The 18,414-nt window shown below is 70.7% G+C and carries 16 protein-coding genes and 3 pseudogenes; 6 read left to right on the top strand and 13 right to left on the bottom strand.

The window, feature by feature from the left end:
* The 7 genes and pseudogenes from C3488_RS30380 to C3488_RS30350 form a co-directional block, all read right to left on the bottom strand.
* Positions 1-1,166: GDSL-type esterase/lipase family protein (locus tag C3488_RS30380; RefSeq protein ID WP_103844098.1), on the bottom strand; the 1,166-nt coding region annotated here is incomplete at its 3' end.
* Between the two features lie 16 nt (positions 1,167-1,182).
* A complete protein-coding gene (locus C3488_RS30375) occupies positions 1,183-1,770 on the bottom strand; it encodes a TetR/AcrR family transcriptional regulator (RefSeq protein ID WP_103844097.1) in 588 nt (195 codons plus the stop codon).
* Between the two features lie 94 nt (positions 1,771-1,864).
* Positions 1,865-3,196, bottom strand: coding sequence for an enolase C-terminal domain-like protein (locus tag C3488_RS30370; RefSeq protein WP_103844096.1), 1,332 nt, complete (start codon positions 3,194-3,196; stop codon positions 1,865-1,867).
* A gap of 53 nt (positions 3,197-3,249) precedes the next feature.
* Positions 3,250-4,587, bottom strand: coding sequence for a gluconate:H+ symporter (locus C3488_RS30365; RefSeq protein WP_103844095.1), 1,338 nt, complete (start codon positions 4,585-4,587; stop codon positions 3,250-3,252).
* Positions 4,588-4,740: 153 nt separating this feature from the next.
* Positions 4,741-5,463, bottom strand: a pseudogene (locus C3488_RS30360) (sulfite exporter TauE/SafE family protein); the annotation flags it as partial.
* Positions 5,464-5,672: 209 nt separating this feature from the next.
* The gene (locus C3488_RS30355; RefSeq protein ID WP_103844093.1) at positions 5,673-6,059 is read right to left on the bottom strand and encodes a PPOX class F420-dependent oxidoreductase; all 387 of its coding nucleotides are present in this window, start codon (positions 6,057-6,059) and stop codon (positions 5,673-5,675) included.
* A gap of 74 nt (positions 6,060-6,133) precedes the next feature.
* On the bottom strand, positions 6,134-6,775 hold the full coding sequence (locus C3488_RS30350) for an HAD family acid phosphatase (RefSeq protein ID WP_103844092.1): 642 nt from the start codon (positions 6,773-6,775) through the stop codon (positions 6,134-6,136).
* 447 nt (positions 6,776-7,222) lie between these two features.
* On the opposite strand from C3488_RS30350, the gene C3488_RS30345 reads away from it, so the two are divergent.
* On the top strand, positions 7,223-8,620 hold the full coding sequence (locus C3488_RS30345; protein ID WP_103844091.1) for a S1 family peptidase: 1,398 nt from the start codon (positions 7,223-7,225) through the stop codon (positions 8,618-8,620).
* Positions 8,621-8,767: 147 nt separating this feature from the next.
* Here the strand turns inward: C3488_RS30345 and C3488_RS30340 are convergent, their stop codons facing one another.
* Both C3488_RS30340 and C3488_RS30335 read right to left on the bottom strand, forming a co-directional pair.
* Positions 8,768-8,956 carry a hypothetical protein gene (locus C3488_RS30340; RefSeq protein ID WP_103844090.1) on the bottom strand — a complete coding sequence of 63 codons (189 nt, stop codon included), beginning with the start codon at positions 8,954-8,956 and terminating at the stop codon, positions 8,768-8,770.
* Positions 8,957-9,046: 90 nt separating this feature from the next.
* Positions 9,047-10,207, bottom strand: a complete 1,161-nt coding sequence (locus C3488_RS30335; RefSeq protein ID WP_103844089.1) for an ROK family transcriptional regulator — start codon at positions 10,205-10,207, stop codon at positions 9,047-9,049.
* A 166-nt stretch (positions 10,208-10,373) separates the two neighbouring features.
* Between C3488_RS30335 and C3488_RS30330 the strand changes: the two are divergent.
* The 3 genes and pseudogenes from C3488_RS30330 to C3488_RS30325 form a co-directional block, all read left to right on the top strand.
* Positions 10,374-10,803: pseudogene (locus C3488_RS30330) on the top strand (carbohydrate ABC transporter permease); the annotation flags it as partial.
* A pseudogene (locus C3488_RS41150) lies at positions 10,804-10,998 on the top strand (sugar ABC transporter substrate-binding protein); the annotation flags it as partial.
* A 14-nt stretch (positions 10,999-11,012) separates the two neighbouring features.
* Positions 11,013-12,215, top strand: a complete 1,203-nt coding sequence (locus C3488_RS30325; RefSeq protein ID WP_103844088.1) for a Gfo/Idh/MocA family protein — start codon at positions 11,013-11,015, stop codon at positions 12,213-12,215.
* A 31-nt stretch (positions 12,216-12,246) separates the two neighbouring features.
* On the opposite strand, the gene C3488_RS30320 is transcribed toward C3488_RS30325, so the two are convergent.
* From C3488_RS30320 to C3488_RS30310, 3 genes are all read right to left on the bottom strand, one after another.
* Positions 12,247-12,942 (bottom strand): L,D-transpeptidase family protein, encoded by a 696-nt coding sequence (locus C3488_RS30320; protein ID WP_103844087.1) that lies wholly within the window; start codon positions 12,940-12,942, stop codon positions 12,247-12,249.
* Positions 12,943-13,108: 166 nt separating this feature from the next.
* Entirely contained in the window at positions 13,109-14,482 is a 1,374-nt protein-coding gene (locus tag C3488_RS30315) for an ATP-binding protein (protein ID WP_103844086.1), read from the bottom strand.
* On the bottom strand, positions 14,479-15,156 hold the full coding sequence (locus C3488_RS30310; protein ID WP_103844085.1) for a response regulator transcription factor: 678 nt from the start codon (positions 15,154-15,156) through the stop codon (positions 14,479-14,481). Before C3488_RS30310 ends, C3488_RS30315 begins: the two co-directional genes overlap by 4 nt.
* A gap of 144 nt (positions 15,157-15,300) precedes the next feature.
* Between C3488_RS30310 and C3488_RS40825 the strand changes: the two genes are divergently transcribed.
* The gene (locus tag C3488_RS40825; protein WP_181139258.1) at positions 15,301-15,573 is read left to right on the top strand and encodes a hypothetical protein; all 273 of its coding nucleotides are present in this window, start codon (positions 15,301-15,303) and stop codon (positions 15,571-15,573) included.
* A 67-nt stretch (positions 15,574-15,640) separates the two neighbouring features.
* Here C3488_RS40825 and C3488_RS30300 read toward each other — a convergent pair whose 3' ends face one another.
* The gene (locus C3488_RS30300; RefSeq protein WP_103844100.1) at positions 15,641-17,308 is read right to left on the bottom strand and encodes an NAD-dependent malic enzyme; all 1,668 of its coding nucleotides are present in this window, start codon (positions 17,306-17,308) and stop codon (positions 15,641-15,643) included.
* 135 nt (positions 17,309-17,443) lie between these two features.
* Here C3488_RS30300 and C3488_RS30295 point away from each other — a divergent pair, with 135 nt between their 5' ends.
* Positions 17,444-18,115 carry a 1,4-alpha-glucan branching protein gene (locus tag C3488_RS30295; protein WP_103844083.1) on the top strand — a complete coding sequence of 224 codons (672 nt, stop codon included), beginning with the start codon at positions 17,444-17,446 and terminating at the stop codon, positions 18,113-18,115.
* Positions 18,116-18,414: the final 299 nt, after the last annotated feature.

Here is an 18,414-nt window from a genome sequence, read left to right as displayed (position 1 = left end):
ACCTGGAAGGGGCCGTCGGGCGCGAAGGCCAGCTTGGCGAAGCGTTCGCCGATGCGGCGATGGGTGTCGGCGTCCGGGTGGAGTTCGTCGGGCAGCGGCAACTCATCGGCGTCGGCCTCACCGTAGAGGTCGCGGCCGTCGAGCAGGTGCAGGTTCGGGTCGTCGGCCGCCCGCTGCCGTACGACCCGGGCCAGCTCGTCACGGATGACGGCGAGGGTCAGCTTGCCCTGCGCGACTTCCGCCGGATCCCCGGCGGCCCGGAAACGGAGTCGTCCGGTGGCGAGGGCGCTGAAGTCCGGCGTGCTGGGGCCGGGCGTGTCCTCGTGGATGGGGCACAGCAGGGGCGAGACGACCAGCAGCGGTGCGGTGGGGTGGCCTTCGCGGACGGTGTCGAGGAAGCCGTGCACGGCGGGGATGAAGGCGCGCAGACGCATCAGATCGGTGTTGACCACATTGATGCCGATCTTGATGCTGATCAGGTCGGCGGGGGTGTCGCGCAGGACGCGAGCGGTGAACGGGTCGAGCAGGGCGCTGCCGCCCAGACCCAGGTTGATCAGTTCCACGCCGGCGGAGGCGGCGGCGAGCGCCGGCCAGGTGGTGGTGGGGCTCGCGGCGTCGGAGCCGTGGCTGATCGAACTGCCGTGGTGCAGCCACACCTTGCGGCCCCGGTCCGGTACGGGCTCCACGGGCGCGTCGGTGCGCAGGGCGACGAGCTCGGTGGTCTCGTTGTGCGGGAGCCAGATCTCCACGTCCTTGAGCCGGTCGGGCAGGTCGGTGAAGCGGAGGGTGCCGGCCTGTCCGGGCCGGTGTTCGGCGGCTCCGGTGGTCATGTCGATGGTGAGGGTGTGGCCGCCCGGCACGCTGCCCCGGCCCACCAGGTGACCGTCGAGGAGCAGGTCGTAGACGCCGTCCGGGCGGGGCGGGGCGCCCACGTAGACCCGCTTGGTGGGCAGCGCGTCCAGTTCGACGGCGGTGGCCCGGGTGCGGAAGGCCAGCCGGACGCCGGAGGGCTGTGACTCGGCCAGGGCGAGTTGCGGGTCGGCGCACTGGGCGCGGGCCCTGGCGGGCAGGCGGTGCGGCAGGACGCCGTGCGCGGTGCGCTCCAGGTCGAGGGCGCCGCGCAGGAGGTCCCCGGTGACGGGTGTGGTGATCCAGTGGGTGTTCATCGCTTCAACCTGGTGATCAAGGCGTCCGAGTGTCCGCGTTCGCGGGCCAGTTGCGCAGCAGGGCGTCGAGGCGGTCCAGGATCCATGTCCAGGACTCCTGCGAGTCGGGAGCACTGTGATTGAAGCCTCCGGCCGCCTCCAGGCTGACGTATCCGTGGAAGACGCTGCCCAGCAGCCGGACGGCGTGCGTCTGGTCCGGTTCCGTCAGGTCGTAGCCGCGCAGGATCGCGCGCGTCATCTGCGCGTGCCTGCCCCCGGCGCTGACGGCCGCAGTCTCCGGGTCGAGGCGGAACCGCGCCGCCTCGTAGCGGCCGGGGTGCTCGCGGGCGTAGTCGCGGTAGACGTTCGCGAAGGCCGTCAGGGCGTCCCTGCCGGCCCGTCCGGCCAGCGCCTCGGCGGCCCGGTCGGCGAGTTCCTCCAGGGCCAGCAGGGCGATCCGGGTCTTGAGGTCGTGGGAGCTCTTCAGGTGCGAGTACAGGCTCGCGACCTTGACATCGAACCGCCTGGCGAGCGCGGAGACGGTGACCTGGTCGAAGCCGACCTCGTCGGCCAGTTCCGCCCCTGCCCGGACCAGGCGTTCGGTGGTCAGCCCTGCGCGCGCCATCGCCTGCCCCTTCGTACGTGGAACTGAAGCGATTATGCATTTTCCTAAATGCATTAGGCAAGTGGCCGTTACGCGCATGGCTGCGCTCGGGGCTTCAGCCGCGCACCATGCAGGGCCGTTTGGCGTCGAACGTCCAGTCCTCGATGAGGTACCGCATGCCCGCGGCGTCGTCGCGGTCCGACAGCGCCTTGCTCAGGTACAGCTCGTGGGCGGCGAGGAGCCGGTCGCGGTCGAGCCGGACGCCGAGGCCGGGGGTGTCCGGTACGGCGATCTCGCCGCCGGTGATCCGCGGTGGCTCTGCGGTCAGGCGCTCCAGCCCCTCCTGCCAGATCCAGTGGGTGTCCAGCGCGTTGTACGCACCGGGGGCGGCGGCTCCGCAGTGCGCCATCATGGCCAGGGAGATGTCGAAGTGGTTGTTGGAGTGGCAGCCCCAGGTCAGCCCCATGGCGTGGCACAACTGGGCGACACGGACCGATCCCTGCATCGTCCAGAAGTGCGGGTCGGCGAGCGGGATGGAGACGGACTGCAGCGCCAGCGCGTGGGTGAGCTGGCGCCAGTCGGTGGCGATCATGTTGGTGGCCGTGGGCAGCCCGGTGGCCCTGCGGAACTCGGCGAGGATCTCCCGCCCGGAGTAGCCGTCCTCCGCTCCGCAGGGGTCCTCGGCGTAGGCGAGGGTGCCGACCAGGGGCCGGCACAGTTCGACGGCTTCGCGCAGCGACCAGCAGCCGTTCGGGTCGAGCGTGACACGGGCGTCCGGGAAGCGCTCCTTCAGGGCGCGTACCGCCGCGACCTCCTCAGGCCCAGGCAGGACACCGCCCTTGAGCTTGAAGTCGCGGAAGCCGTAGAGCTCGTGCGTGGCCTCGGCCTGCCGGACGATCGCCTCGACGGTGAGGGCCTCCTCGTGGCGGATCCGGTACCAGTCGGACCTCGCGCCGGGTTCACGGACGTAGTCCAGGCCGGTCCTGTCGGGGTCGCCGACGTAGAACAGGTAGCCGAGGAAGCGGACGGAGTCGCGCTGCTTGCCGTCGCCCAGCAGGGCGGCGACGGGCACCTCGAGATGCTGCCCGAGCAGGTCGAGGAGGGCGGATTCGACGGCGGTGACCGCGTGCACGGTGGTGCGGAGGTCGAAGGTCTGCTCGCCGCGTCCGCCCGCATCCCGGTCCGCGAACCGGTCGCCCATGGCGCGCAGCACGCGCTTGTGGTCGCCGACGCGTGCACCGACCACGAGTGGCTCGGCCTCGCGCAGGGTCCGTGTGATCCGCGCCCCGCCGGGCACCTCACCGAGCCCGGTGCGCCCCTCGGAGTCCTCGATGACGACCACGTTGCGGGTGAAGTAGGGACCGTGCGCGCCGGAGAGGTTGAGTGCCATGGAGTCCCGGCCGGCGACCGGGTACACGGAGTAGGAGGTGACGGTGGGCTGGCCCATGACAGGACTCCTCGGTCAGGTGGGGAGACGGTGGAGCGGGAGGGGGACGCGGGTCACACGCCGATGGTGTCCAGGACCGACTCCATGGCCAGGACACCGCCGAGGCCGAGGATCGCGAGGACCGTCGTGTAGGTGGTGCGTGCCTTGATCGCGTCGAGAACGGAGAGGTTGAAGTACTCCTTGAACATCCAGAAGCCCGGGTCGTTCACGTGGGAGAACGCGATCGAGCCGCAGGAGACGGCGAGGACCATGATCTCCGGGTGCACGCCGCCGCCCGCCAGCAGCGGGAGGGCCACGCCGGATGCGGTGACGACGGCGACGGTCGCCGAGCCGAGGGCCACGCGGAGGATGGCCGCGATGAGCCAGGCGAGGATGATCGGCGACAGGGACCAGCCGTCGGTGGCGTCCTTGATGTAGTCGGAGATCCCACCGTCGACGAGGACCTGCTTGAACGCCCCGCCCGCGCCGATCACCAGCAGGATCATCGCCATCGCCTGGGCGGCCGACCGGCACGACGCACCGACCTCCTCAAGACTCCGGCCGATCCGCGGGCCGAACGCCCAGATGGCGACGCACAAGGTGAGCAGCAGGGCGATGGGCGCGGAACCGATGAAGGCCACGAAGTGGAGGACGGGGCCGGAGCCGGAGGTGGCCAGGTCGGTCACCGCCGCGCCGGCGATCAGCACCACGGGCAGGAGGGCGACGGACAGCGACCAGCCCATGCCGGGCATCTCCTCCTCGGTGAAGACACGGTCGCCGACCAGGCCGGTGGGTATGGACGGGCTCATCCTCCGGACGAACGGAAGGCGTGGCCACACCAGGGCGATCAGGGCACCGACCGGGACGGCGATGAACAGGCCGTAGAACAGGGTGAGTCCGACCGAGGCGTGGAAGGTCGCGGCGACGGCGGTGGGACCTGGGTGCGGCGGCAGGAAGCTGTGCATGGTGGACAGGGCGATCGACATCGGCAGGCCGACCCACAGCAGGTTCGTCCTCGTGACCCGTACCAGCGTGAACGCGATGGGCACGATGATGACGAACGCCACCTCGTAGAACATGGTGACGCCGATCAGCATGGCGGTCAGCACCATGGCGATCTGGACCCAGCGCGGGCCGCAGACGTCGAGCAGCCTTCCGGCGATCCGCTGGGCTGCGCCGGAATCGCCCATCACCCGGCCGACCATGGCGCCGAGTCCGATGGTGAGCATGGTGTCGCCGATCTGCCCTCCGATGCCGTCGGAGAGGACGTCGGGGATCTTCTCCAGCGGGATGCCCCGGACGAGGGCGACCCCCACGGCCACCAGCAACAGGGCGGCGAAGCCGTTGAGTCTGAGCTTCGTCATCAGGAAGAGCAGGATCAGCACGCTGATCGCTACGACAACAAGTGGCATGGGTCAGTTCCCCTTTGAACCGCACGGTCGCCTACTTGAACGACGTCCGCATACAAGGACGCCGTCTACACATGAGGATGGAGGCTAGGGTTGTGGACGCCGCAGGTCAATGGGTGGGCGAAGATGGAACCTGACGAGGCGATGGATTCCGACTCACCGTCCGCCCGCCTGGCGCCAGAGGGAGAAGGCCAGACCGAGACCCGCCAGCGCGATGACGATCCGCAGCGGGGTCTCGGGCAGGCGGCGTACGATCACCGGACCCATCCGGCTGCCGACGAGGCAGCCGAGTCCGAGCGCGGTCGCGGCCGTCCAGTCGACCGGGGCCAGGAAGGCGTAGGCGACGGCCGCGGTGACGTTGGCGGCGCCCGTGGCGATGTTCTTCACCGCGTTGGTCACGGGCAGGGGCTCACTCGCGGACAGCGACAGCACGGCCAGCATCAGCACACCCGCCGCGGCGCCGAAGTAGCCGCCGTAGAGTCCCACCACCAGGACCGCGCAGGCCGACGGCAGTTTGACGCGGACGCCATCACCCTTCGGCGGATGCGGCGCCACCAGCCGGCGCAACGGCTCACGGGCCAGGATGAGCACGGACCCCAGGGCGATCAGCCACGGCACGACACGCTCGAACGCCGAGGACGGGGTGCCCAGAAGCAGGGCCGCACCGGCCGAGCCTCCCGCGGCCGCGAGCAGGGCGAGCCGCACGAGGCGCCGGCGCTGGCCGCGCAGTTCCTCCCGGGAGCCGACGGCGGTGCCCACCGTGTTGGAGAACAGCGCAACAGTATTGGTCACATTGGCGGCCACCGGCGGGAGCCCAGCGGCCAGCAGCGCGGGATAGCTGAACAGAGAGGCCAGGCCGGCGATCGAACCGGCGAGCCCGGAGGCGACCCCGCCCCGGCGAGCAGCACGGCGGCGCCGACGTCCACAGGGCCTCCCTCAGAAACAGACGAGACCCATACTCCCGTCACCCTGTCTCATATCCAAGACGGTGTCTACATAGGGAGACAGCTTGGCGTGACGGCAGAACTTGACGCTCCGTCGGTGGGGAACGTCTTCGGCGACACGACGTGGAGCACGCCGGGGCCGTTCTACGCCTGAGTCGGCGTCACCCGGATGCCGACCGTGCCCTTCTCACCGCGCCGCAGTCGGCTGCCGAGAAGAGTGAGGCGGCCGACGAGGCCGTACTTGCGCGCGATCAGTTGCCGGTAGCGGGCGGTGGTGGCCGCGTCGCAGATCTCGGCCGTGGCGGGGATCTGTTCGCCGGTCGGATTGCCGCGAAGGTCGCAGGGGCCGACGAGGACGTCGGAGCGGGCCCGGATCCGCTTCACCTTCCAGGAGTCCGCGGCGGTCCACACACCGAGCGCGTCGCCGTCCCGCACCACCCAGACCGGGGTGGCGACCGGGGTGCCGTTGCGGCGGTAGCTGGTGACCAACAGGTACTTGCCCGTTCCGAGCTGATCCAGGAGCGCGTACATGAGCGCAGTGTAGGTGCCTCGCGCAGGAGGGCGCCGGTACGGCCGCACCGGCGCCCCCTCGGGCGAAGGGGCCGTCAGGACAACGTGCCGTCGTAGTCGGGCAGCTTGAACGTACGCTCGGCGTGGCCGCCGACCAGGTCGGAGGCGTTGTTGCCGACGTTGGCGATGATCGTGTAGCCCTGCGCCTCGATCTCCGCGCGCTTGCTCGTCTTGTACGCGCTCACCTCGTCGAACAGGTCCGGCAGATCCCGCACGGTCAGGCCGTCGACCGGGTAGCCCACCGTCCTGAGGTTCCACTTGGTCTCGGCCTCGATGATGCCGGGGCGCGCGGTGACGAAGAAGACGGAGACTCCGCGGGACTTGGCGTACTTCGCGAGTTCCAGCGACGGCTGGACCGCCGGGGTGGGCAGCTGGTACCAGGGGTGGAAGTAGGTCTCGAGCGTGGTGTTGTCGATGTCGAAGACGATCGCGAGCCTCTGCCCGGCCGCGGTCGCCGTGCGCTGCCGGACGTACGGCAGCGCCTGGTCGACGACCGCTTTCACATCCGCCTGCCAGATGGCGTAGTCGACACCGGCGGCCTGCGCCGCCGCCACGCTCACGGTGGTCGCCGCAGGAGCCGCGGAGGCGGTCCCCGCGGCGGTCACCGTGCCGCCGATGCCCAGCGCCACGACCGCCGACACCGCGCCGATGCGGCGCACCGCACCACGTCTTGTCATGCCCGTCCCTTCCCTCGCGTCCACATCGCGTCCGTGCGGCGGTGGATTCTCCGCCACGGCCGCGCCCGACATGTTCACGACCAATGATGGACGCCAGACCACGCAAGGGTTACTGACGCGTAGACAGTTACTTGCGAGTAGCCGGGGATTGGCGGGGGTTCGCCGGCGGAGCGGGACGGTTCGCCGCGCGACGTGTGCGGGATGACCCTCATGCGGTACGAGGGCAGGGGGCGAGACAGTGGGGGACGAGCGCAGCGGCGTCTCGCTGCGGTGCTTCTGAGAGCTCCGAACGAAGTGGCGCCCGGCTCGCGACGCCCGGCCGACGGCGTGACTTCCGCGGCGCTTCGGTGAACACCCGGGCACCTGCGCACGTATGGAGTGAGGGCGCGCGACGACCGGAGTGCCCCGCGGTGGTGACGCCGTGCTGTTCGGGTTCGGGAGCCATGGATGAGGCATGCACGACGACGGATCGTCCGGCGGGGGGCGCGCATCGCAGCCGTCGGCGGACTGCTCCTGGGTGGTCTGATGGTCACCCAGGCCCTGGCGAGCGAACCGTCGGGCGCGCAGACCCCCTTCAGCACGGGCACGTCCGCCATGACCGCCTCGCAGACGGGCTCCCAACTGGTGTCCCGGCTCGGCACCTCCCGGACGGCGGGCAGCTGGCTCGCCTCCGACGGGAAGCCCGTGGTCGCCGTCACGGACAGGGCCGCCGCGGACGCGGTGACGGCGGCCGGGGCCCGGGCCAAGATGGTGCGGCACAGCATGGACCAGCTCAAGTCGGCCACGAAGACGCTGAGTTCCGCTCCAAAGGTGGCGGGCACCGCCTGGTCCGTGGACTACCGGACCAACCAGGTCGTGGTGCAGGCCGACCGCACGGTCTCCGCGTCCGACTGGTCCCGTATGACGAGACTCGCCCACGGCATCGGGGACTTCGTCCGGATGGAGCGCGCCCAGGGACGGTTCACGACCCGCGTGACCGGCGCCCAGCCGATCTTCTCGACCAGTGGCCGCTGTTCCGCGGGCTTCAACGTGACCAACGGGCAGAGCGAGTTCGTCCTCACCGCCGGACACTGCGGCCCGGGCGGCACGCTCTGGTTCGCCGACAACACGGGCCGGACCCAACTGGGCCGGACCGTCACCTCGGAGTTCCCCGGGGACGGCGACTTCTCCCTCATCCGGTACGAGAACGGGCAGGCGACGCCCGGGGAGAACGTCGTGGCCATCGGGGGCGGGCGCGGGGTGCGCATCACGGCCGCCGGGGACCCGGTGGTGGGTGAGAAGGTGTTCCGCAGCGGCAGCACCAGTGGCCTGCACGACGGCGAGGTCACCGCACTGAACGCGACGGTGAACTACCCGGAGGGCTCGGTCACCGGTCTCATCCAGACCACGGTGTGCGCCGAACCGGGCGACAGCGGCGGCCCGTTGTTCTCCGAGGGCATCGCGCTCGGGGTGACCTCGGGCGGCAGCGGGGACTGTCAGGCGGGCGGTACCACGTTCTTCCAGCCGGTGACGAGGGCGATGGCCGCGCTCGGGGTCCAGCTGACGGGGCAGGGGCAGGCGACGGGCGCTGCGCGCGCCGGGGCCTCCGCTGCTCCCGCGCCGTCCGTCTCGGCGTCTCAGGGGGCGGCGATCGCGCCCGGGTCGGCTGCACCTGGCGCGGTCCAGGAGGTCGGCGCCACCGGGGCGGCGGACGGATTCCTGTCGCGGCTCACCGACCCGCGGAACGTCGGCCCCGGTCTGTTGGTCATCGCGGGCAGCCTGGTCGCGCTGGTGGCCACGCGCTACATCCGGACGGAGCAGGAGCGGAACGCCTATCGCCGGGCGTACTCGGGGACCTGGGGGTGAGCGGCCGGGTCGCGGTCCCCTCGGGGTGCCGGCGGGCCGGTCCCCTCGGGGGTGCCGCGGAGGCGGAGGTGACGGGGCCTCCCACGGGTATGCCGGGCCGGCCGCCGTCGGCTGTGGTCACAACGCAGGAGGTGGCCGGGCGGGCGGTCAGGCCGCCCTCGTCGGGCGCGGCGCGGAGGCCGCCGCCCACTCCAGGACGAGCCGCTGGTACTCCCGCCGCTCCTCGAGGCTCAGGATCCCGCCGCTGCGGAACCACAGTGCCCGGATCTCCTCGTTGACCTCGTCGGCGGAACGCTCCGCTACGGGTTCAGGAGTGGTGGACATGTCGTGAAGCATACGGGCCCCGACGTGAAGGCGATGTGAGCAATCGGGCACCTCCCGGCATTCCGGACCGTGAAGCTGATCACGTCCCGCCGACCGCACACGTCATCCGTCCACGGCCCCCAGCACGAGCACCTGGATCGCCAGCACCGCCGCTCCGCGCGCCCAGTCGTGGAAGTCGGAGACCTTGGTCTCCAGACCGACCGGAGCGGCCAGCGGGTGACGCTGGGAGCGGATGGTGTCCTCGACCGTCTTCCCCGCCACGTCCATCAACCCGACCCCCTCCCCGGCAAGCAGGATCTTCTGCGGCATCACGAAGTTGGAGATCTGGGCGACCAGCGTGCCGAGGGCCCGCGCGGCCTCCTCGACGACGCGGGAGCACATCGGCTCGCCGGCGGCGGCGAGCCCGAGGATCTCCTCGTACGGCTTGTCGCTGCCGGTGGCGGCCCGGATCTGGTAGCGGATGCTGGGGATGGTCAGCAGCGAGACCGCGCTGCCGCGCTCGCCGGACGGGGTGAGCGGCCCGTTGGGGTCGATGATCCAGTGCCGCCCGAAGCCGCGGTCCTCCTCGGCGTAGGGCACCCGCTTGCCGCCCAGGACGAGGCCGTAGCCGATGCCGGCGCCGATGGTGAGGACGACGAAGCGTTCCAGACCGCGGCCGGCCCCGAACCAGGTCTCGGCCTCGACGAGCGCGGCGACGTCGTTCTCGACGACCACCGGTAGCCCGGTGCGCTCCTCCACCAGCCGGGCCAGCGGTACCCCGCGCCAGTGCAGGAATACGGACTCGCCGACCACGGCGCGGTCCTGGACGAGTCCGCCGACGCCGATGCCGATACCCGCCGCCGTCGGGAACTCGGCGGTGAGCGCGCCGGCCATCTCCGCCAGCAGCGCGGCCACATGGACGGGGTCGTGGCTGGTGAGCGGGCGGTCCAGGCGGGCGACAATGTCGCTTCTGAGCGTGGTGACGACGCCGTAGACCATCTCTTCGGTGATCTTGAATCCGAGGAACGTCCGGGACTCGGCGACGACGTCGAGGGGCTGCGAGGGGCGCCCGTGGCGGCCCTCGGCCGGGCCGCCCCCGTCGGCCACCTCGATCAGCAGACCCGACTCGATGAGCGGCTTGGTGAGCCGGGTGAGGCTCCCGGCCGAGAGGTCCAGTCGTCGTGCGAGGTCGGAGCGCGACAGCGGCCCGTGGACGAGTACCTCGATCGCCACGGCCCGCTCGCCGGGACTCAGTGGCAGCCAGCTGGCGGCGCGTGCACTCATGCGACCAGACTCCCCCACAATTTTCTTTTGAGATGGAAGTAATTGCCCGACAACTCTACGCCTCGACTCGCGATAAGCGCAGAATCGACGCCACCCTTGACGTAAGGATTGTTTCGCGTCAAAAGTAAGTCCACCGAGGACGAGCCGCCGACGAGGAGGGTCCCCGATGACCGTCGCCTCCAGCAGCCCTCCCTCGCGACTGCCGCAGCGCGGCACCGCGGGGAGGGAGACCGCCCGCAGGGGTACGTACCGCCCGAGCACGCGAGGGCAGCGGCGACGGACCGCTCGCCGCCCTCTTCCTGGCCCCGGCCATGCCGGGGTTCCTGGTTTTCCTGCTGTGGCCCACGCTGCGGGGCATCTATCTCGGCTTCACCCGCTTCAACCTGCTGACGCCGGCGCAGTGGGCGGGTCTGGACAACTACGTGCGGACGGTCCATGACCCCATCTTCTGGGACGCGCCCAAGGTCACCGTGGAGTACGTGGTCATCAACATCGGCGTGCAGACGGTCTCGGCACTCGCCATCGCCGTGCTGCTCCAGCGGCTGACCCAGTCGGCCGTGCTGCGCGGGATCGTGCTCACGCCGTATCTGATGTCCATCGACGTCACGGCCTTCACCAGGCCGGTCGCCGACAAGAAGGACTTCACGACCTTCATCTACCCGATCACCGACTACGCGGCCGACGTGTTCGCGTTGATGCATCCCGCGATGCAGAACATCTGCGGCAACGGCAAACCCGTGACCAGCCTCGACCAGACCAACGACCAGATCAATCCGATCCTCTCCCAGTGAAGGGCACGCCTTACATGACGTTCTCGATCGGCATCGTCGGCGCCGGCCAGTTCTCCGGCCAGTTCGCCACGCTGTTCCAGGCCCATCCCGGCGTCAGCGACGTCTATGTCACCGACCTGCTGCCCGAAAGGGCGGAGCAGCTCGCCACCGCGCAGGGGCTGGCGGGGACCTTCCCCTCGTACGAGGCCATGCTGGAGTCGAAGGCGGTCGACGCGGTCGCCATATTCACCCAGCGCTGGACGCACGGTCCCCTGGTCGTCCAGGGACTGAACGCCGGCAAGCACGTGTACTCCGCCGTCCCCATGGCGATCACCACGGAGGAGATCGCGGCGATCCTCGACGCGGTCAAGGCGACCGGGCTGACCTACATGATGGGTGAGACCAGCCAGTACAACCCGGCGACCGTGCACGCCCGCAACCAGATCGCCGAGGGCGCCTTCGGGCGGCTGTTCTACGCCGAGGGCGACTACGTGCACGACATGGACCTCGGCTTCTACGAGGCCTACCAGTACAGCGGTGGCGAGCGCTGGAAGGCGACCGCCAGCTATCCCCCGCTGCTCTACCCGACCCACTCGGTGGGCGGTGTGCTCGGCGCCTGGCAGACGCACGCGGTGAGCGTGTCCGCGATCGGGGTCCGCGACGAGCGCGGGGACGGCGTCTTCGACAAGGAGATCAGCCAGTTCGACAACGACTTCTCCAACGCCACCGCGCTCTTCGAGGTGGCGGGCGGCGGCTCGTTCCGTACGAACGAGTTCCGGCGGGTCGGCTACCCCTCGTACATCCGGGAGTCGCGTTTCAGGTTCTTCGGCACCGAGGCGAGCATGGAGCAGCTCGCCACGGTGGCCCTGTGGCAGGACAAGAAGGGCGTCGAGGACATCACGGAGCTCCTCGAGCCCAAGCCGACCATGTCCCCGGACGACCCCTCGCTCCAGCACATCGCGCCGGAGCTGAGGGCCGCCTTCACCTCCGGGTCGGCACCGGTGCACGACCGCTCGCGGCTGCCGCGGGAGTTCGACAACCTGCACAACGGCCACGAGGGCAGCCACCACTTCCTGGTGGACGACTTCGTGACGGCCGTCAACTCCCGCAGCCTGCCGTCCGTGAACGCCTGGGTCGCGGCCCGCTACACCCTTCCCGGGATCATCGCGCACCAGTCGGCGCTGAAGGGCGGTGTCCGCCTGGAGATCCCGGACTTCGGGGACGCTCCGGCGGTGTGACGCCCAGCTGCGGCCGAGCCGGGTGCCTGTCTCAGGTGCCCGGCTTGCGGCCGTAGACGAACACGTCGTCGCCGACCTTCAGCAGCGACCAGTACTTCTTGGCGTCGGCCGTGGTCATGTTGACGCAGCCGTGTGAGCCCGGCGGGTTCCACATGCTCAGGCCGACCGAGTGGAAGGCCTGCCCGCCGTCGAAGAACTGGCTGTAGGGCATGGGGACGTTGTAGATGGTCGAGACGTGGTGCAGGTCGCGCCAGTAGATCTTCTTCAGGCCGGTGCGGGTCGCATAGCCCTTGCGCCCCGTGCGCACGGGCACCGGTCCGTAGACGAGGCGGCTGCCGTCCTGGATCCAGCTGAGCTGGAGCGTCAGGTTGACGCAGGCGATGCGGCCCTTGTTGACCGGGCACCTGCCGTCCTTGTTCGGGTTCTTGCCGACGGCCTTCTGCTTGTTCATCAGGTCCATCACGCCCCAGGTGACGGGCCCGGCGTAGCCGATGGCGGGGGTGATGCCGTGCTTGTTCTGGAATGCCTGGACGGCCTTGCAGTCGGCGGGCGACTGCCTGCCGTCGACCGGGCGGCCGAGGAACTTCTCCACCTGCTTCTGGTACGGACCGGTCTGCGTGGTGCAGCTCGCCGCCTCGGCGGGTGCGCTGGTGAGCGCGAGTGTGAGCGGCGCCACCAACCCCGTGATTCCGAGCGCGACGGCCCCCCGCCTGCGTATGTCCCCCATGCCGGGCCTTCCCTTCCACGTTTCTGCGGTCTTCTGCACGCTAGACCGGCACGGGGGACGCTCGGTTGTGGTGATGCTCACACTGTGACGAAACAGTGAAGTATCAGGTACAGGCGGCGACGGCACCGCAGGACGTCCCGTGCGCCGGGCACGGGCAGCCGACCGGTCAGTGGTCGGTCGCCGGGATGCGGACCACGATGCGGGCTCCGGGGGCGTTGTCCTCGATGCCGATGTGGCCGTGGTGGGCGGCGACGAGGTCGCGGACGATCGAGAGGCCGAGACCGCTTCCTCCGGTGTCCCGGGTGCGGGCCCCGTCCAGGCGGGTGAAGCGGTCGAAGACACGGCGGCGGTCGGTCACCGGGATGCCGGGGCCGTCGTCGGCCACCACCAGGTGCGCGGCGCGGTCGCGGACACCCAGGCTGACCTCGATCCGTCGGGCGGCGTACCGGATGGCGTTGTCGAGCAGGTTGCGGACGACACGGGCCAGGGCGTCCCCGTCGCCGTACACCCGGGCCGCGCTCACGGAGTGCTGGTCTATGACCACACAGGTGTGCCGGCGGGCGTGGCGGACCTCGTGGAAGACGATCTCGTCCAGGTCGACGGGGCGCATGCGCAGCCGGGGCCGGGCGTCCAGGCGGGCCAGCCGTACCAGGTCGTCGACGAGCCGCGACAGCCGCTCGCTCTCCTCGATGAGGGCGGGTCCGCGGGCGGCCCAGTCGGCCGAGCCGGGGTGTCGGACGGCCACCTCCAGTTGCGTGTGCAGACTGCTCAGCGGGGAGCGCAGCTCGTGCGCGGCGTCCGCGACGAACTGCCGCTGCCGCCGGGTGGCGACGTCCAGCCGGGCCAGCAGGTCGTTGAGGGTCCGCGCGAGCCGGCCCAGGGCGTCCTCGGCCGGGGGCGGGTCGAGGCGGTGGCCCAGGTCGCAGGCGGTGAGCTCGGCCGTCTGGGCGCGCAGTGCCTCGACGGGGCGCAGTGCCCGGCCGGTGAGCAGCCAGCAGGCACCGGTGAGCAGTGCGACGGCCGGCGGCACGGCGATGGCGAGGCCCACGGTGAGCTGGGCGAGGTTGTGGTCGACGGCCGCGGTGGATACCGCGACGTACACGGTGAGCGGGTCGTCGTCCCCGCTCTCGAGGGCGACCGCGCGCCATGTTCCGCCCTCGCTCAGGGGCAGCCCATGCACCGTGTGGGCCGTACCGGAGAGGGAAGGGCGGAAGGTGAACAGCGCGGGCCGGCCCTCCAGGTTGGCGGAGCTTGAGCGCACCACGCGCCGGGCGTCGACGACCTGGACGGCCGTGTCGCCGCTGCCGGAGGCCGGCAGCACGGGGGCGAGGTTGTCGGCGTCGGCGCTCGCGGCGACGACCTGGGCCCGCTGGAGCGCGGTCTGGTCGAGGTCGGTGATGAGGCTCATCCGCAGCCAGACGATGAGCAGACAGGCCGCGCCGACCAGGGCCGCCGAGATCATCAGGGCTGCCGCGGAGGTCAGCCTCAGGCGCAGGGAGCGCCGGGCCCACCACGCGGAGACGGCGAGGAGCACGGTCATCTCCCGGTGGCGTGCAACCGGTAGCCGGCCCCGCGGACCGTCTCGATGGTCCGGCGGCCGAAGGGGGTGTCGATCTTGCGCCGCAGGTAGCCGATGTAGACCTCGACGATGTTGGTGTCGCCGTCGAAGTTCTCGTCCCAGACGTGGTCGAGGATGTCCGTCTTGCTGATCACTTCGTCGGGGTGCCGGAGCAGGAACTCCAGCAGCGTGAACTCGCGTGCGGTCAGCGCGATCTCCCGGCCGGCGCGGCGGCAGTGGCGGCGGGCGGGGTCCAGGGCGAGGTCGCCGGCCGCGAGCACGACCGGCCGGGCGGGCGCCCCGCGCCGCAGCAGGGCCCGTAGCCGGGCGACCAGCACGACGTACGAGAACGGCTTGCTCAGGTAGTCGTCGGCGCCGAGGTCGAGGGCGTCCGCCTCGTCGTACTCGCCGTCCTTCGCGCTCAGGACGAGGACGGGCGTCCACACACTGGCGGCCCGCAGCCGCTTCAGCACCTCGTATCCGGAGATGCCGGGCAGCATCAGGTCGAGCAGGATCACGTCGTACGACTCGTGGACGGCCCGCCACAGGCCGTCGACGCCGTCATGGACGACACGGGCGACGAAGCCCTCCTCGGCGAGCCCGTGAGCGATCGCCGCGGCGAGTCCCCGTACGTCCTCGATCACCAGCACTCGCATGACCGACCTCGCCCTCCACCCTACGAAGGCGTGGCCGTGCCCGCGCGTCGAGCTGCTCTCAGCCTGCTCTCAGGAGGTCCGCCGCAAACTGGAACAAATCAGGACAAAAGAGGGCCTCCGTGCCTGTGAGCAAGGAGAAACACGATGACGAACGTCCGACGCAGGGTCGCACTGGTCGCCGGCACGATGATGCTGGCCGGCGCGGCAAGCAGCGGGGTCGCGATGGCGAGCACGCCGCCGGTGGTCCACCACCCCTCCGTCCAGACGAACTACTGCGACGACGATGACTGGGGCAACTGGGGCAACTGGGGCGACTGCGGCGACCACGGCGGGTATTACGGTGGCCACAGTGACCACGCCGGTTACGTCGGCCACGGTGACGATGACGACGATGACGGGTACTACGGAGGGTACTGACAGCACTTGATCCACCGTCGGGTGCCGGTTCGCGCCCCTCGGCGCGGACCGGCACCGGCGTCCCGCCTCAGCGGGCCGGGTAGTCAGGGATCCACTGGGTCTTCTCGACCGCCTGGCGCACCTCCGCCTCGGTCGCCTTGGGGGCCACCCCGTCCTCGACGGCGGCGAGCGCGGCGGCCACCGCGATCTCCCGGGCGGCCTCCCGCATGCCACCGAGCGGCGGCAGCAGCGGGGCGGGACCCGAAACACCGGCGGCCGCTTCGGCGGCCCGCCGGGCCACGGCGCGTGCGGCGGCCACCAGCATCCGTTCGGTGACCCTGGTGGCCCCGCAGGCCGCCACCGCGAGCCCCATCGCGGGGAAGATGTACACGTTGTTCGCCTGCGCCACCGGAATCCGGTGACCGTCCACCTCCAGCGGAGGGAACGGCGAACCGGCGGCGATGAGTGCCCTGCCGTCCGTCCAGCGGGCGAGGTCCGCGGGATCGGCCTCGGCGTGCGAGGTCGGGTTGGACAGCGGAAAGATGACCGGCCGTTCGCAGGTGGACGCCATCTGCCGCACGATCTCCTCGGTGAACGCGCCGTGCGCCGTCGACAGCCCGATCAGCGCGGTCGGCTCGATCCGGCGCACCACCTCGGCGAGCCCGGTGTCACCCCAGCCGGCCACCTCGTCGTCCGCGCGCGCGTACAGCCGCTGTTCGTCGGTCAGATCGCCGCGCGAGTCCACCAGCAGTCCGTCGACGTCGACGAACCAGAAGCGACCCGCCGCCTCCCTCTCGGAGAGCCCTTCGTCCACGAGCGCGGCGCGAATCATGTCGGCGACGCCCACGGCGGCGGAGCCCGCTCCCAGGACGAGGAGCCGCTGCTCGGTCAGCGGAGTGCCGGCCACCTGGCAGGCCGTTGACAGGGCGCCGAGCACCACGGCCGCGGTGCCCTGGATGTCGTCGTTGAAGGTGAGCAGCCGGTCGCGATAACGGGTCAGGATCGGCCGGGCGTGGACGGTGGCGAAGTCCTCCCACTGCAACAGTGTGCCCGGCAGCTCCGCCTCCACCGCCGAGACGAACGCCTCGATCATCTCGTCGTACTGCGCCCCGGTGAGCCGGTGCTCGCGCCGGCCCAGATAGCGCGGATCGGACAGCAGCTGCTCGTTGTCGGTGCCGACGTCGAGCAGGATCGGCAGCGTGCGCGCCGGATGGATGCCGCCGATGGCGGTGTAGAGGCTCAGCTTGCCGATCGGGATGCCCATGCCCCCGACGCCCTGGTCGCCGAGGCCGAGAATGCGCTGGCCGTCGGTGACGACGATGACGTCGACGGCGCCCTTGTGCGGTCGGTTGCGCAGGATCTCCCGGAACCTGTCGCGGTCCTCCCAGGACAGGAACAGGCCGCGGGGCCGCCGGTAGATCTCGCTGAAGCGGCGACACGCCTCCCCGACGGTCGGGGTGTAGACGATCGGCAGTAGTTCCTCGAGGTGTTCGGTGATCAGACGGTAGAACACCACCTCGTTGGTGTCCTGAAGCTGCCGCAGGTAGATGTGCCTGTTGAGCGGCTTGTCGTAGCCGAGGAACGCCTGGTGGGCGCGGGCGACCTGCTCGTCGAGGGTCTCCACGGCGGGCGGCAGCAGTCCGTCCAGGCCGAGTTCCGCGCGTTCCTCGCGGGTGAAGGCCGTGCCCTTGTTGAGCAACGGGTCGGCGAGCAGGGCGGTGCCGCGGGAGGTCGTCTGTCCGGTGAGGTGTGTCATCGTGCGGTCCAACCTGAAGGGATCGAACATTCTCTTCCCCATGCCCCGCTTCGGTACCGTCCACCCCGCCGACAGGACGTGTTCCTTCACTCCTTCACCGCAGCGTCGGAGGGAGGATCGGATAGGTTCGCGGGCATGGCGATCATCCACAAGACCACGATGACCCCGACCAAGCTGGAGCTCCTCACCGCCTGGCTCCCCACCCGGTCCTGGTACGTCGGCACGGGCCGCGCGCCGGAGCTGTCCAGGACCGGCGGATTCCGGCTGGACGACCCGGAGGGCGCGGTCGGGATCGAGTTCCTGGTGGCCACCGACGAGTCCGGACCGGCGCCGGTCTCGTACCACGTACCGCTGAGTTACCGGGGCGCGCCCCTCGAAGGAGCCGAACAGGCGCTCGTCGGCACCTCCGAGCACGGTGTGCTGGGGCGGCGATGGATCTACGACGGTACGCACGACCCGGTGCTCGTCGCTCAGTTGCTGGCGCTGTTCGAGGGGCGCGCCGAACCCCAGGCGCAGAGCCTGTCCGACACACCCGACCGGTCCGTCACCGTCCGGTTCACGGGTACGCCGGCGGCGACCGGGGGCGTCACGACGACTGTGACCGACGGATCCCACGACACCTGTGTCACTGTGCAGGCGACCGGCTCCGCGGCCCCCTCGTCGCTGAACCTCCGCGTGACGCGCGTCCTGGAACCCGGGGCAACGGCACCGGCCGACGCCACGGGCGACGTCACCGCGGGCTGGCGCTCGCCGGACGGCGGTGAGCACCGCGGGGTGTTCGCCGCCCTTCACCGCGCCGGGTCCTGACCCGCTGCGCCGGCTCACGTCCGGCCCGCTGCGTCCGGCCCGTCCGCAGCCGTCGGACCGGCCGGACGCCTCTCACCCTTCCGCAATGCTCCGGTCACCCGTGCGCCACCTCCGCGCCGGGTGCCCGTCCCAAAGGAGCGGGCTCTTACCAACGTCCTGTACGTCTCATGCGACACGGCCACGGAATGCCTACTTCTTCGTAGTCGGATCATCCGGTCGCACGTGCCGCGCAACGGGCCGACGCGACGGTGAGAAGACAGCGGCAGTCCGGGAAGGCCACCCATGCTCAGCGCTCATTC

It is taken from the genome of Streptomyces sp. Ru72 (assembly GCF_002920635.1).
Taxonomy (GTDB): Bacteria; Actinomycetota; Actinomycetes; order Streptomycetales; family Streptomycetaceae; genus Streptomyces.
Note: the sequence above shows the minus strand (reverse complement) of the source record. Positions and strands in the feature narration are given on the sequence as shown.